The 14301-nt window shown below is 64.0% G+C and carries 10 protein-coding genes and 2 pseudogenes; 10 read left to right on the top strand and 2 right to left on the bottom strand.

Translation table 11 applies throughout. The annotated features are described in order from the left end of the window. Positions 1-20: 20 nt before the first annotated feature. The 7 genes and pseudogenes from ACAM57_RS34275 to ACAM57_RS34245 form a co-directional block, all read left to right on the top strand. A pseudogene (locus ACAM57_RS34275) lies at positions 21-746 on the top strand (IS3 family transposase); the annotation flags it as partial. A 307-nt stretch (positions 747-1053) separates the two neighbouring features. Further along, complete coding sequence (locus ACAM57_RS34270) at positions 1054-1458, top strand: hypothetical protein (protein WP_369662641.1); 405 nt, start codon at positions 1054-1056, stop codon at positions 1456-1458. A 63-nt stretch (positions 1459-1521) separates the two neighbouring features. Further along, positions 1522-2580 (top strand): glycosyltransferase family 4 protein, encoded by a 1059-nt coding sequence (locus ACAM57_RS34265; protein WP_369662640.1) that lies wholly within the window; start codon positions 1522-1524, stop codon positions 2578-2580. 56 nt (positions 2581-2636) lie between these two features. Continuing rightward, positions 2637-4739, top strand: a complete 2103-nt coding sequence (locus tag ACAM57_RS34260; RefSeq protein ID WP_369662639.1) for a glycogen debranching N-terminal domain-containing protein — start codon at positions 2637-2639, stop codon at positions 4737-4739. A 179-nt stretch (positions 4740-4918) separates the two neighbouring features. Then, complete coding sequence (locus ACAM57_RS34255) at positions 4919-5266, top strand: hypothetical protein (protein ID WP_369662638.1); 348 nt, start codon at positions 4919-4921, stop codon at positions 5264-5266. A 225-nt stretch (positions 5267-5491) separates the two neighbouring features. After that, positions 5492-6553 carry a putative zinc-binding metallopeptidase gene (locus ACAM57_RS34250; protein WP_369662915.1) on the top strand — a complete coding sequence of 354 codons (1062 nt, stop codon included), beginning with the start codon at positions 5492-5494 and terminating at the stop codon, positions 6551-6553. A gap of 38 nt (positions 6554-6591) precedes the next feature. Beyond that, a pseudogene (locus tag ACAM57_RS34245) lies at positions 6592-6678 on the top strand (3-oxoacyl-ACP reductase); the annotation flags it as partial. A gap of 23 nt (positions 6679-6701) precedes the next feature. Here the strand turns inward: ACAM57_RS34245 and ACAM57_RS34240 are convergent. After that, positions 6702-6920: a TetR/AcrR family transcriptional regulator C-terminal domain-containing protein gene (locus tag ACAM57_RS34240; protein WP_369662637.1), complete on the bottom strand. Its 219-nt coding sequence runs from the start codon at positions 6918-6920 to the stop codon at positions 6702-6704. Between the two features lie 93 nt (positions 6921-7013). On the opposite strand from ACAM57_RS34240, the gene ACAM57_RS34235 reads away from it, so the two are divergent. Beyond that, the gene (locus ACAM57_RS34235; RefSeq protein ID WP_369662636.1) at positions 7014-7151 is read left to right on the top strand and encodes a hypothetical protein; all 138 of its coding nucleotides are present in this window, start codon (positions 7014-7016) and stop codon (positions 7149-7151) included. A gap of 956 nt (positions 7152-8107) precedes the next feature. Here ACAM57_RS34235 and ACAM57_RS34230 read toward each other — a convergent pair. Then, positions 8108-9811, bottom strand: coding sequence for a phage integrase family protein (locus ACAM57_RS34230; RefSeq protein WP_369662635.1), 1704 nt, complete (start codon positions 9809-9811; stop codon positions 8108-8110). Positions 9812-10047: 236 nt separating this feature from the next. On the opposite strand from ACAM57_RS34230, the gene ACAM57_RS34225 reads away from it, so the two are divergent. After that, positions 10048-11757 carry a tannase/feruloyl esterase family alpha/beta hydrolase gene (locus tag ACAM57_RS34225; RefSeq protein ID WP_369662634.1) on the top strand — a complete coding sequence of 570 codons (1710 nt, stop codon included), beginning with the start codon at positions 10048-10050 and terminating at the stop codon, positions 11755-11757. 380 nt (positions 11758-12137) lie between these two features. Further along, positions 12138-14279, top strand: coding sequence for an aminodeoxychorismate synthase component I (pabB, locus tag ACAM57_RS34220; protein WP_369662633.1), 2142 nt, complete (start codon positions 12138-12140; stop codon positions 14277-14279). The last annotated feature ends 22 nt before the right edge of the window (positions 14280-14301 follow it).

The raw sequence follows: 14301 nt of genomic DNA, 5'->3' as shown, positions 1-14301 counted from the left end.
GAACCACTTCGGTCACCACGGCCAGCCTGAGCACGCGCATCGTCGAGCTGGCGTATGAGCGCCGACGCTTCGGCTACCGGCGCATCCATGACCTGTTGGCCCTGGAAGGCCATCAGGTGAACCACAAGCGCGTGTGGCGCCTGTACAAGCTGGCCAATCTGTCGGTGCGCAAGCGCCGCAAGGTCAAACGCCCCACGGGCGAGCGCCAGCCCCTGGCCGCCAGCCAGCACGTCAATGACACCTGGAGCGCGGACTTTGTGATGGACGCGCTGGCCAACGGCCGGCGCATCAAGTGCCTGACGGTGGTCGATGACTTCAGCCGCGAGTGCGTGGACATCGCGGTGGACCACGGCATGGGTGGCAAGTACGTCGTGCGCTTGCTGGACCAGGCAGCGCAGTTCCGCGGCTACCCGTCGGCCATCCGCACCGACCAGGGGCCGGAGTTCACCAGCCGGGCTTTCATGGCGTGGGCGGCGGCACGCGGCGTTCGGCACCTGCTCAACGATGCAGGCTGTCCGACCCAGAACGCCTACATCGAGAGCTTCAACGGCAAGTTCAGGGATGAGTGCCTGAACGAGCAATGGTTCGAGACGCTGGTGCAGGCTCTCCGGGAGGTGGCCCGATGGCGGCGCGACTACAACGAGGTGCGGCCCCACAGTTCACTGGGGCGCATCTCGCCGGCCCGCTCTGCTGCCTTGCATCGCCAGCGCGCTGGCGATGCAAGGCAATCACCGGAGATCAAGTAGTCTCCACAACCTTGGACTCGCTAACTCAACACTGGCACTTCTAAAGGGGGCAGGTCACATTGGCACCACAGAAGATAGGTCAAAGCAATGCTAGGTGATTAGCGGTTATAGGCGGATGATGATCTGCCGCACGCCATTCGGCATGCCACCCGAAGGAGACAGCAATGTCTCACCAACACCATCGCCGACGATCTTCCCGTGAAGGCTCTCATGGCTTCCCTCTGCTCAAGCTGAGAGGTCCGCAAGCGGTAGTTCGGCCACCTCGGCGTTCTCCGCCGGTGCGAACGCCTACCTTTTGGGAGGTCACATGACCTTGATCACCTATCTCATGTTTGCACTGCTGATCGCAGCATGCATTCCTCTGCTAGACGTCATTGCGAGTTGGTACTACCTGCAATTCACGCAGGGCAGGGCCGCATTCGGTCTGACCTTCCTATGCGGTCGTTCTGCCACTGACAATAGCTCGCCCGAGGCCATTCAGGCCGAAGACTCGCTCCTCGACGAAGGTGGCCGTTCCAACTTCGTGCCTCACAAGCCGAGAGTCGATCTGGCCAGTGAACCCGCGGCTGCGGCTACTCGGATGAAGGAGCTGGCAATCGGCTTCGACGGCCACCAGTACACCTTCGAGAGCTATCGCTACGATCGGTTCTCCGACGCGATCGACTATGCCGAGCTGATCCGCTCGCGCAGGGCGATGGTGAGCCACGCCTGAAACGCATGGGTCTACGATGTTCTTGATCCTCATGCTCGAAAGCGCGGACACAGGAGTGACGGCATGAGGATCGCACAGGTAGCCCCGCTGTTTGAGGCAGTGCCGCCCAAGCTGTACGGCGGCACTGAGCGGGTCGTAGCGCATCTCACCGACGCATTGGTTGACCAGGGACACGAAGTCACGCTGTTCGCCGCAGGTGAGACCCAGACCAAGGCCCGCCTGGTAGCGACACGTGCCCAACCGCTGCGGCTGGATAGCGGGCGCCTTAACTCGGACCTGGCGAGCCACCTCGCGATGATCCATGAGGTGCGGCAGCGGGCCGATGCGTTCGACGTCATTCACTTTCACGTAGACCTGATCCACTTTCCCTTCTTTGAGGGCATGCCGGAACGTACGCTCACGACGCTGCATGGTCGGCTCGACATTGACGATCTGCGCGACGTCTATGCGCGCTGGCCCTTGTACCCGCTGGTATCCATTTCCCGTAGCCAGCGCGCCCCGCTGCCAGATGCCAACTGGTATGCCACGGTGCAGCACGGCATGCTGCCCGACCAATACCGGTTCAGCCCGCAGGCACAGGACGGCTACCTCGCCTTTCTCGGGCGGATCTCGCCGGAGAAGCGGCCCGATCGGGCGATCGAGATAGCGAAGGCCACCGGCGTGTCCCTGAAGATCGCGGCCAAGGTGGACGCCGCTGACCGCATCTACTTCGACACCTGCATCCGACCGATGCTGGATCATCCACTGATCGAGTTCGTGGGCGAGATCGGCGACGCTCAGAAGAGTGCCTTTCTTGGCGGCGCGCGAGCCCTCCTGTTTCCGATCGACTGGCCCGAGCCCTTCGGGCTCGTCATGATCGAGGCGATGGCATGCGGCACGCCGGTCATCGCCTGGCGCTGCGGTTCCGTTCCGGAGGTCGTGCAGCACGGCATTTCGGGCCTCATCGTCGACGACATCGCCGGGGCCGTGAAGGCGGTGCACAGCATCGGTGGCCTGTCTCGCGCGCGTGTGCGTCGGGCGTTCGACGAGCGCTTCACCGCGCAGGCAATGGCCAAGCGTTACGCCCACCTCTACTGGCAATTGGCGCATGCCCGTCGTCTGCACGAGAGCGAGGTGGCATGACCCCACCTCCTCCCGAGTGTACTCAACCCCCTCGGTCCACCACTGCGGACACCTCGGTGCCGCGCACGCCAGACCACCTCTTCGTTCTCAAGGACGGCGACAGCTTTGTGGTGGCCGACACCTATGGTGACATCGCGGGCTCGAGCGATGGCTTCTTTCAGGACGATACGCGGCTGCTGTCGTGCTTCCACCTCCTGCTGGAGGGCGCACGACCGACCCTGCTGTCCAGCGACGTGAGCCGTGACAACGTCTTCTTCACCGCGCACCTCACCAATCGACCGCTGCCTCCTCTCGGCGGCGATTCATTGCCTCAAGGCGTGGTGCACATCGAGCGGCGGCGCCTCCTTTGGGACGGTCTGCTGCGCGAGCGCATCACACTCAGCAACTACAGCACGATGGTCACGCGGCTGCAGCTCGGCCTGGTCTATGGTGCGGATTTCAGCGACACCTTCGAGGTACGCGGAGAGTGTCGTCCGCAGCGGGGGGAGTTTCTCGCGCCTCGAGTGCAAGGCGCGAGCATCGAACTGAGCTACCGGGGGTTGGACGGCCTCACGCGGCGCACTCGGCTGGCTTTCTCGATCCAGCCCACCACCATCGACGAGCGACGCTGCCACTTCGATCTCGTCCTGGGTGGCCGGGAGGATATCGCGCTGTACGTGGACATCGGCCCAGCCGCGTCGGCCCCGGCGCGGGCGCAGTTCAGGGCTGCGGGCGCGGCCGCCCGGCGCAGCATGCGCATCCGCCAGCGCGGCGGTGCGCGGATACGGACCTCGTCCCGACAGTTCCAAGCCTGGCTGGACCGCTCAGGTGCCGACCTCGCGCTGCTGACCACGGCATTGCCGACGGGCCCCTACCCTTACGCAGGCATCCCTTGGTTTTCCACCCCCTTCGGTCGCGATGCCATCATCACCGCGCTGCAAACGCTGTGGCTCAAGCCATTGCTGGCGCGTGGCGTGTTGGCGTACCTCGCCAGCCACCAGGCGCAGGAAACCTCGGCATTCCACGATGCAGAGCCCGGCAAGATCATGCACGAGCTGCGCAAAGGGGAAATGACCGCCATGGGCGAGCTGCCCTTCGGGCGCTACTACGGCGGCGTGGACACGACGCCCCTGTTTGTTACACTGGCCGCGGCGTATGCGCGGCGCACCGCCGACCGTTCTTTCATCGCGGGACTATGGCCCGCGCTGGTGGCGGCGACGGGCTGGATCCAGCGCAACGCCAGCCGTCACGGCGGGTTCCTGTCCTACGCGCGTGCCCAGGCATCCGGCTTGGCCAACCAAGGCTGGAAGGACAGCCACGACGCGATCTTCCACGAAGACGGGCGCACACCCGAAGGCCCCATCGCTCTGGTCGAGGTGCAAGGCTATGCGGTCGCCGCGCTCAGGGGCATGGCGATGCTGGCGAAGTGGCTCGGCAACGACGCGGAAGCCGTACCGTACGCGGAAGCCGCCGAAGCCTGGGCCGAACGGGTGGAATCGCGCTTCTGGCAGGAGGACATGCAGTTCTACGCGCTCGCGCTGGATGGGGCTGGTGCACCCTGCCGTGTCTATACCTCCAATGCAGGCCACCTGCTGTACACCGGGCTGCCCAGCGAGGCGCGCGGGCGCGCCGTGGCACGGCGGCTGCTGGCCTCCGGGCTCGAGTCGGGCTGGGGATTGCGCACGCTGTCATCCAAGGCCATCCGATACAACCCCATGTCGTACCACAACGGCTCAGTCTGGCCGCATGACGTGGCCTTGTGTGCTGCCGGCATGGCGCGTTACGGTGAGCGAGACAGTACGGCGCGGCTGACGAGCGAGATGTTCGAATGCGCCAGCCAGGTCGGCATGCGCCTGCCCGAGTTGTTCTGTGGTTTCGAAAGGGCACGCGGCGAAGCGCCCGTGTCCTATCCGGTGGCTTGCCTGCCGCAGGCTTGGGCCGCCGGCTCGGTATTCATGCTGCTGCAAGGTTGTCTGGGCATCGACATCGATGCCTTGCACGGTCGCATCGTGGTGGCTCAACCGGTGTTTCCCAGCGAGATCGATGAGTTCGTGCTGCGTGACTTGTGGCTGCCCCAGGGGACGGCGGACCTGCGCCTGCATCGCAGAGGCGGCACGGTGCAGGCGGTGGCCTCACGGCGATTGGGGGCGGATAGCCTGCAGATCGATCTTCGCCTGTGATGCACGCCGGCTGCCACCGCGAACGTGCCTTCGCGAGCTCCAAGAGCTCAGCGGTTTTTGAGGTGTGACACGGCGAGCTCCAGGCCCAGATCAATGGCGTCTTGCAGCCCATGGGCCCGATGGGTGGTCGGGCAATCCGTCAAGCGATCAGCACGCCCCTGGTTGTCGTGAATAAGTACATGAAACAGCCACTCGTCCGTATCGATGCTGTAGCCAGCGACAACTTCTATGCGGACTCCTTGGTATGTGCCCTGAATGACATGGCGTGGTCCGGTTTCGACCTGTATGAGATTTTGTATTTGTTCCATCGCCGATCCGTTCGCGAAAGCTTGATTTCATGCATGATGGACCTGCGAGGACACCAGCGCAACGGCACTGGCACCATGGGTGCTGATGGAAAGAGCCGAACGGATTTCTGCACCTTGTCCAACCTGCAGCGCCCAACCGCAGCAGACCGGATGGCACCGCATCCCACATCAACGCGATCCAATTTCTCTGACGTCATCAAGGTTGGGAGCGCAGAATGATTCGCGCGCAAGTACCGAAGATCGAAATCCCCCGCTCCTGGTCGAGGAAGATCCTTTCAGGGGATGAATCACCGCGCAAGCAGGCCGCACAGCCGGGACGACCGCGTCCTCGGCAACCTCGGAACGGAACCCCACTGTGAATCGAAACATGGAAGCCGACGCGCATCAGGAAGCGTCGTTGAAAAGCACGCTCGATGCCGATACCAGGGTGCCCACGTGAAGCAGATGATCTGCTCGGAGTGCGGCAATCGCGTGTTCTTCGAAAACCTCCGCTGCGAAGTTTGCAGCTCGTTCCTTGGCTACGCTCCGGACGCGCAGCGCATGCTTGCTTTCGAGATTTCGGATGAGGATTCATGGCGCCGCCTGGGCTCGGAAGGTCCCGCATACAGGCCTTGCGCCAATCGCAAGGCGAATGGATGCAACTGGATGGCGCGCTCTCTCACCGACCATGGCCTTTGTTTGTCGTGCCGAACAACCCAGACGATTCCTGCGCTGACCAAGTCGGAAAACCATGGCTACTGGGCGGCACTCGAACAGGCCAAGCGCCGGCTCTTCTACACGCTCATCGAACTCGGGCTGCCGACACCCAACAAGCACGAAGACCCCGTCAATGGCTTGTCGTTCGAGTTTCTCGAGCAGATGAACCCGCAGCAGCAGGTGCTCACTGGACATGACGAAGGCGTCATCACGCTCAACATTGCCGAGGCGGACGATGCCTGCCGCGAGCACATCCGCCTTTCGATGCACGAGCCCAGCCGCACGCTGCTGGGTCACTTTCGCCACGAGATTGGCCACTACTACTGGGATCGGCTGGTGCGCGACACGCCATGGGTCACGGAGTACCGATCTCTCTTCGGAGACGAGCGCGCGGACTATGACTCGGCATTGAACACCCACTATGCATGGCCGGCCCTCGATTGGCCTCAAAACTTCATCAGCGCATACGCGAGTTCGCATCCGTGGGAAGACTGGGCGGAGACCTGGGCCCATTACCTGCACCTGGTGGATGGCCTGGAAACAGCCGCGTCATGGGGCACACACCTGGAGTTGCCCTCGCCGTCCGGTCCGGCCTTGAAGGTGCGTCCACTTGACCTGAATGCCGAATCGATCCGCGAGCTCATCGTCCTACAATGGCTGCCGGTCTCACAATTCATCAACGCGATGGACCGAAGCCTCGGCGCGCACGACAGCTACCCATTCATCATTGTCCCGCCGGTGATCGAGAAGCTTGACTTCATCCATCGCGTGGTGCGAGCCGGAAGCGCGGGCCGTGTACCACCGAGTTGAATCCACGAAGTCCACGTCGCCAGCGGTACGGAGGCTGGGAGGTCGTTGGGGCTTTCGGACGGATCGACATCGTCGTCAACAACGCCTTTGATCTATCAATCCCCTTCTCCTCCGTTCTTGATCTGTGAGTGGAACAGTTGCAGTGCAACTACGCGCCGTAGGCCGCCATGAAGACCCGAACAGCCTCTCGCAGAAGAGCCTTGTTTTCCTGGGTGTCCGGCATTTCGAGCTTCAGCAGTCCGCGGATGTGCCCGGAGCCCAGGAACATCGACAGGAACAAGTCCGCTGCCTGAAGCGGGTTGCGTACCTTCAGCGTGCCCGCCGAGTTGGCAAGACGCAGGTATGCAGCCAGCTCGGCTGGGCACACGCTCCGGCCCCTCCTTGTATAACGTGCGGCAGACTTCCGGCTGAGTCCCCGCAACGCTATAAACAACGTGCGCCAGACTTCTGGCGAAAACTCGTGCAGGCGCTCGAAGGGATGAACGAGTCCTATGTTGACAACCTGGAAACGCGCATCCATGCGCTGGAAATCGAAGTCGCCCGGCTGGGCGCGCTGGAAAGAAGATGCAGCAATTTTTCGACGCCCGATTCCACCTAGCGGGGGTAAAGGTGTCGGACCCGAGGGCTTGCATCAGCCCGAAACAAGCGTGCTGGGCGGCTCCGACCAGACTCGCTGTCGCGACCATTTTTCGTGCCGCCTTGGCGGTGACGACGATCGGATCGCACAAGGCACTCACTCCGCGTGTTCGCGCACGTACGCTCGAAGACCCTCGATGTTCAGCACGTTGATGCCGCCGTAGTGAATGTGAAGCAGGCCCCGCCTCCTCCAGCTCGTGCAGGGCACGGTGGCCGCGACCACGCTCGATGCGACGCCAGACCTGCGCTCCTTCTTCGGACAAGGCGGCAAGATGATCCTTGCCCATGAAACGAACGATTGGGCGATCAGCTACAAGGGTTTCGGTCAAGTATTTCAACGACGTCGCGACCGCCGTGGGCGGCACATCCACGCGCGATGCTTCGATGGAATTCTTCCTCCAGCCCGGCGTTCAACATTGCGCTGGGGGCGGGAGCTACAGCTGCCAGAGTTCTTGAGAGGTCCGGCGACTTGGAGCCGCCCGAAGGTCATATCGCAAGGGCTACCCGCCCATCGGAAAACCGCCAGTCCACCGGGCGACTTCCTCAATTCGGCCGCTCTCAAGTGACTACAGAGAGGCGTGCGATCTACTCTCGCCGCCTCACAACCATTCGCTGGCCTGTTCCGAAAGCAATACCTGCAAGGGTGGATCGAAGCCAGGATCGATCATTTCGGGGTAGCAGCGACGGTAGCCTCGTCGTCCGCAGGATGCTTCGCCCGGGTGACCGTGAGAAGGACGTCGGGCGGACTGGGGCATGGCACACCTTGCGAACAGATTTTGCGAAACCGAGATTCTGCGAACAATTTGTGCAAGCGAAATAGCCAAGAGTGTGCATTCCAGACAGCCCCTCGACCGTTATAAATCAATGACTTGCCGCCGGTTTGTAACGTACGCATTTGTACAAATCAACGGCAGCAACCTACGCCGCGCTGGAGGAGCGAGCCGGAAAAGCCTCTCCCATTTGCCGCGCCCTCTTGACCTCGTCTGTATGCAGGTACACCGAGGTGGTCGCTACCGAGGCGTGCCGCAAGTTGTCTCGCACGGTCACCAGTTCGGCGCCACGTGCCAAGGCATGGGTTGCATGGGTATGCCGCATCCAGTGTGGGGTTGCGCGTCTGAGCTTGTCTGCAGTGGACGCATTCACCTTTTCCAGCGCGTGTGCGGCGTGAAGGAAAAAGCGGCGCATCACGGACCACAGGCGCGATGCACCGATACCGGTTTCGTCCTCGGCCAGGCCAGGTATCAGGGCGGTCTTGGGGCTCCAGTGCGCCGGGGACACCGGCAAACTCCGCTGCGCCAAATACCGGTCAAGCGCACCACGGGCCAGCAGCGGCAAGGCGACTCTGCCGTACTTGAGGCCTTTGCCTACAACTCTCAGCCAAACATCGCCCTGAGCATCGTGCTCGATGTCGCCCAGTCGAGCGTCGGCCATTTCACTGGGTCGAAGGCCTGTCGCGTACCAGAAATCCAGCACGAAGCGCAGTCGCTGGGCCCCCTCCCTGCTCCAACCACCGATCCATTCGATGCCGTCGGCCGTGGTGCGGATCAGTGTCCAGTCGTGTTCTGTGAACACTCGGGATCCATCGAATGCACCGCTGCGCCCCGCACCCTTGACCTTCACGCCGGCGAAGGGATTGGCCAGCGCGTAGCGCTGCTCGATCAGCCAGCGGTACAACGCCCCGATCACGGACAGTGCATATGCGATCGAACGCGGCGCCAGGGCGCCCTGGAAGGGCCTCCACTCGGAGGAGGTGCGTGGTCGTGCCGGACCGACCCATCGATCCTGCGGAGATGGTCGACGCAAGAAGGCGCGGTATGCGATGGCATCTTCCGTCGTCAATGACGACAGCGCCTTGCCACGCTCGAAGATGGCCCACAGCATGAGCCGCTCGGCCTCCTTTCGATAGGCTCGCTGCGTGGCTGCGGATTCCTGCAGAGAAAGCCAAGCCTGGACGGCCTGGTAGTCGTCTTGCGCCGACAGCGTGCAGGTGGCCTGCGGGGCCCTGAAGGTACCCATGGAGCCATCGACCTCCTGCGGCACAATCAAGTGCTCCCAAGGCGAAATCTCGGTCCTGAGCGTGACCACCAACGCCCTCGCCCGCTCGGTCAGGACAGGGTTCGCAGCAAAGAACTCCTCGATCTGGCGTGCGCTGCGCGCCCCCAGTCCGGGCACGGTGGCCCACCACCTGCGCCGGCGCGGCACCCGGACCGTCAGATCTGCCAGCGTCCGAATGCCGCAATCTTGCAGAGCACGCGCTGCGCGCACCGGCAGCCAGCGATCGACAGCATCGGTCACCACGGGGACGGGCACGCACAATTGCTGCAGCTTTTCGATCGCGTCTTGCACTGCCCGGGCACGCCCCTCCCGCCCCGCTGCGGGATGAGTGATCAGCAAGGCCAGGTCGTCACGGTGCCGCCGCCGCGCGTACTGCGCCAGTTGGCGCCGGATTCCTCCCAGCATGGCGCGGGACGATTGGCCCGTCGCCCTGCTCTGTCCGAGGTACTGGGCCACCGCGACCCGGGCCGACAGGCCGGCATACCACGCACGCAGCGCAGCCAACTGCGACCGGGTCGGGAACTCGCTGCTTTCTGCGCCGCTTCCACACGGTGTGGTCGTTTTCATCCCCGCCAGTTTAGCCAAGGAATGTGGCTATCGTGATAAGAATACTTATCTGCATAGCATTGATCGAACGCGTCGAGCCATGCCTGGCAGGCCCGGTGCCGCGTTCAAATGGTGTTCCGGGCCGCTGCACACGGCAGCCTTGCGAACACGCCTGGTCAGTGTGGACCACCGCATGTCTGTGTACATTGGTGCTGTGACCACGACAGCTGGTTGAATTCAAGGAATCTGGAGACACCATGAATCAGCTCAATATCTGGGCACTCTTGCGTGCCGGCTTCGCGCTGCTTGCATTGACCCTGTCGGCGTGTGGCTCGGCCCCGACCGCCGACAAGCTCGCAGGCTCCTGCGCCGACCTTGCCCGCCATGCCATCGCACCGGGCGCGATAGCTTTGCCCAGCGGCAAGGCCTTGATCACATCGGCTGTTCTTGTGCAGGCCTCGGCCGCGACCGTTGGCGGCGGCGCGTTCACGCCTGCGCTTCCGCAGTTCTGCAAGGTCAGTGGCACGATTGCGTCGCGCGACCCTGCAGCCCAGGCGATCAACTTCCAATTGAACCTGCCGACAGCTTGGAACGGCAAGGCCGTTCAGTACGGGGGCGGAGGATTCAATGGCGTGCTGATCACGGGCTTGACGCCTCTGCGAGACGCGGCGCCGGACGACGCTCTCCCGATCGCGCGAGGCTATGCGACCTTCGGCCAGGACTCCGGCCACCAGTCCTCGGTATTCCCGGCCGGCGAGCCCGGCGCCTTTGCAATGAACGACGAGATGCTTGAGAACTTCGCTTTCGCCTCGTACAAGAAGGTGAAGGATGTGGCCGTGGACGTCATGGGCGCGTACTACGCGCGTGCACCGCAGCACATGTACTACTTCGGTGGCTCCGAAGGGGGGCGTGAAGGGCTGACCATGGCACAGCGGTTTCCGGCCGACTACGACGGCATCGTCAGCGTCGTTCCCGTGATCAACTGGACCGGCCTTTTCCACGCCTTCGTTCGAAACCAGGTCCCGCAACAGAAGGATTGGCTGCAGGCCGGGAAGGTGGCGCTCATCGCCAAGGCCACCTCCGAGGCTTGCGATGCGCTGGACGGGCTGGCGGACGGCGTCGTGAACAACTACATGGGCTGCCAAGCCCGGGTGGACTTGCAGCCCCTGCGCTGCCCTGACGGCAACGATGCGGGCACGCACTGCCTGTCCGACGCCGAGCTGCGCCTGATGCGAGCCGTCCACTCCCCCTACGTATTTCCCTTCACCATCGCCAACGGCCTCACGACCTATCCCCAATGGCTCTACGGCCACGAGGACAGCCTCGATGGCCCCTCCGCCGTCAGCATGGTGCGCTGGGTGACCGGCTCCGCGGCCCCCGCTGTGCCGCCGGACGCCGCACGCAACTCCACGCAGTGGATCTATGGGAGCAGTTGGATCCGTTATGGGATCGCGCGCGACAAGAACTACGACGTGCGCCACTACCGCCCCGAGGACTTCCGCGATCGGGTGCAGGCGACCTCGGCGCTGATGGACTCCACGAACCCGGACCTCTCGGCTTTCTTCGCTCGCGGCGGCAAGCTGATCCTTCGAGAGAATGCGGGAGATCGCGCGCAGAGTGCGCTCATGGGCATCCAATATCACGATGCCCTCGTGGCGCGCATGGGCGCCGCGGCAACCGAACGGTCTGTGCGGCTTTACGTCTCGCCCGGGTCGACGCATTCCGGCAACTCGCGCGCGGTCGCGGGCGGGCCGGCGCTACCGACTATGGTGGACCTGCTGGGTCCGTTGGACCGGTGGGTGAGCGCCGGCGACGCACCCCCGAATGCGCTGGTGCAGGTCGTGAAGGCGCCCCTTCCGCCGTTTGCGATGCAAGCCTCGCGCCCCATGTGCCGCTATCCCGGCTACCCGCACTACATCGGCGGTGACCGTGCACAGGCGTCCAGCTACGAGTGCCGGCATCCCTGAACGGCGACAAGGAGGTTCGAACTTATAGGAACCCAGACGGCTGCATTCGCCGAGCTTCGCGCGGTGGGCAGTCCGCCGGCCCTGTCGAAGGGGCTGGGCTGGCTCTTGAAGCTGGTTGGCGGCCCTGGACGCGACCAGGCGCGCCGGCAAGGTGAGCGATGGCGGGCGCGCTTCCCGGAACGCCCGGCGAATGGACCGCCCCTCGTGTGCCTCCAGGCACCGCAGCCGCGAGATTCGTGGTTCTGCGCTGTCGCGGTCACCCCTTTCCTGAGCGCGTGCTTCGCACATGGTCTTCTCTGAGGCAACTGACACATTGCGCAGTGGCTATCCACCTCCGGTTCGTCAACGATGCAAGTGCGGCCACGCGTCCAGGAGTCCCCATGCGCACCCTCTTGATCGACAACCACGACTCGTTCACCTACAACCTGTATCAGTACCTGGCCGCCTGCAACGCCGAGCCGCCCGTCGTCGTCCGTAACGATGAAATGAGTTGGGACGAGGTCGAGCGCATGCCGTTCGACAACATCGTGATCTCGCCAGGTCCCGGGCGTCCGCAGCGCCCCGCAGATCTGGGCATCTCGGCGGATGCGCTGCGGCGCTCCCGCAAGCCCGTCCTCGGCGTCTGCCTGGGCCACCAGGCCATCGCCCACCATTGCGGAGCGCTCGTCGATCTGGCCGTACGGCCCATGCACGGGCGCCTGGACCGCATCTCGCACACCCAGCGCGACCTCTTTCTCGGCATCCCCGACCGCTTCGAGGCCGTGCGCTACCACTCGCTCGCGGTCACGCAACTGCCGGCCTCCCTGGAGCCGCTCGCCTGGACGTCTGACGGAACCCTGATGGCACTGCGCCATGTCTCGCGCCCCTGGTGGGGCGTGCAGTTCCATCCGGAGTCGATCTGCACGGAGTTCGGCGCAAGGCTGCTGCGCAATTTCAGGGAATTGACGCAGGAATGGCATGCGCAAGCGTCGTGGCGCGAGGCCCAGGATCGCCTCGGACCGTCGCTGCGGCTCGAGGGGCCACAGGCGCTCACACTCCACGCAGAATGCCTGGACACTGCGGTCGATGCCGAAGCCGTCTTCGCGGCCGCATTCGCCCGCAGCGACAGCGCTTTCTGGTTGGACAGCAGCCTTGCCGAAGTCGGGAGGGCACGTTTTTCCTTCATGGGTGATGCGAGTGGCCCTCGCGCCCTGGAACTGACCTACCGCACGGCGCCGCGCGAGCTGCTGGTACGCCGCGGCGACATCGGCCAGGTACGCGCAGAAAGCATCTTCGACTACCTGCGCGACCACATTCCCGGCCAGCAACCCGCCGGTCCGCGCCTGCCTTTCGACTTCGCCGGCGGTTTCGTCGGGTATTTCGGCTACGAGCTCAAGCGGGAGCTGGATGGCGCTCTGATGCACGACGCCGACACGCCAGACGCGATGTGGATCCTTGCCGACCGCTTCCTTGCCTTCGACCATGCCGAGCAGCAGGTCTGGATCGCCTGTCTGGACGACCCCGCCCTGGGCGACAAAAACCGACGCTGGATGCAAGCCATGCGCGAATGCATCGAGAGCCCTCAACCCCCGACCGGCGGCGCAAGCGCGGATGCGGCCCGCGATCTGCACTCGCTGCAATGGCGCATGGACCTGAGCGCCTACCGCGATCTCATTCTTCGTTGCCAGCACGAGATCCTGCAGGGCGAGACCTACGAGGTCTGTCTCACGAACCAATTGGTCGGCGAGGGGCGCATCGACCCCTTCAATGTCTACCGGGCTCTGCGCAAGCACAACCCTGCCCCTTATGCAGCCTACCTGCGCATGGGAGGGCATGCCGTGCTGTGCGCCTCCCCCGAGCTCTTCCTGCATGTATCGGCCGATCGGTCCGTGGAATCCAAGCCCATCAAGGGCACCGCAGCACGCGGTGCCACATCGGACGAAGACCTGGAGATCGCCGAGGCGATGGCCGCCGACGAAAAGACGCGCGCGGAGAACCTCATGATCGTCGACCTCCTGCGAAACGACCTCAACCGGGTGTGCGAAATCGACAGCGTCCACGTGCCCAGCCTGTTCGCGGTGGAAACCTACGCGACGGTGCACCAACTGGTCAGCACCATCCGCGGCCGGCTGCGTCCGGACCTCGGGGCCGTGGACTGCGTGCGCGCAACCTTCCCGGGAGGTTCGATGACCGGTGCCCCCAAGGTGCGCACGATGAAGATCCTGGATGAACTCGAGGGCGCATCGCGCGGCATCTACTCGGGCAGCATCGGCTATCTGTCGCTCAACGGCGCAGCCCAGCTCAACATCGTGATCCGCACCCTCGTGGCTGCCAACGGCCGGATTTCCATCGGCGCCGGTGGTGCCATCGTTGCGATGTCCGACCCGGATGCCGAAGTCGAGGAGATCGTCCTGAAGGCACAGTCCCTCTGGGACGTGCTCAAGCGCTGCGGGGCACCGCTCGGGCCGAGGCCGGGAACGACGGCCCAGACGGTGCCCATGCAAGACCCGCCGTCGCCCCCGTCCTCTGCCCGCAATGGCTAGCGCATCTGCCAACCGTCGGGGG

Origin of the sequence: Variovorax sp. V15 (assembly GCF_041154425.1) — a bacterium.
GTDB lineage: Bacteria > Pseudomonadota > Gammaproteobacteria > Burkholderiales > Burkholderiaceae_C > Variovorax > Variovorax guangxiensis.
The sequence above is the reverse complement of the archived record's forward strand: the minus strand, read 5'-3'. Positions and strand labels throughout refer to the sequence as shown.

Bases quoted from the DNA above. Each gene is read 5' to 3' on its own strand.
- ACAM57_RS34270 (WP_369662641.1), top strand. From the start codon at position 1,054: ATGACCTTGATCACCTATCTCATGTTTGCACTGCTGATCGCAGCATGC.
- ACAM57_RS34265 (WP_369662640.1), top strand. From the start codon at position 1,522: ATGAGGATCGCACAGGTAGCCCCGCTGTTTGAGGCAGTGCCGCCCAAG.
- ACAM57_RS34255 (WP_369662638.1), top strand. From the start codon at position 4,919: ATGAAACAGCCACTCGTCCGTATCGATGCTGTAGCCAGCGACAACTTC.
- ACAM57_RS34250 (WP_369662915.1), top strand. From the start codon at position 5,492: ATGATCTGCTCGGAGTGCGGCAATCGCGTGTTCTTCGAAAACCTCCGC.
- ACAM57_RS34230 (WP_369662635.1), bottom strand. From the start codon at position 9,811: ATGAAAACGACCACACCGTGTGGAAGCGGCGCAGAAAGCAGCGAGTTC.
- ACAM57_RS34225 (WP_369662634.1), top strand. From the start codon at position 10,048: ATGAATCAGCTCAATATCTGGGCACTCTTGCGTGCCGGCTTCGCGCTG.
- pabB (WP_369662633.1), top strand. From the start codon at position 12,138: ATGCGCACCCTCTTGATCGACAACCACGACTCGTTCACCTACAACCTG.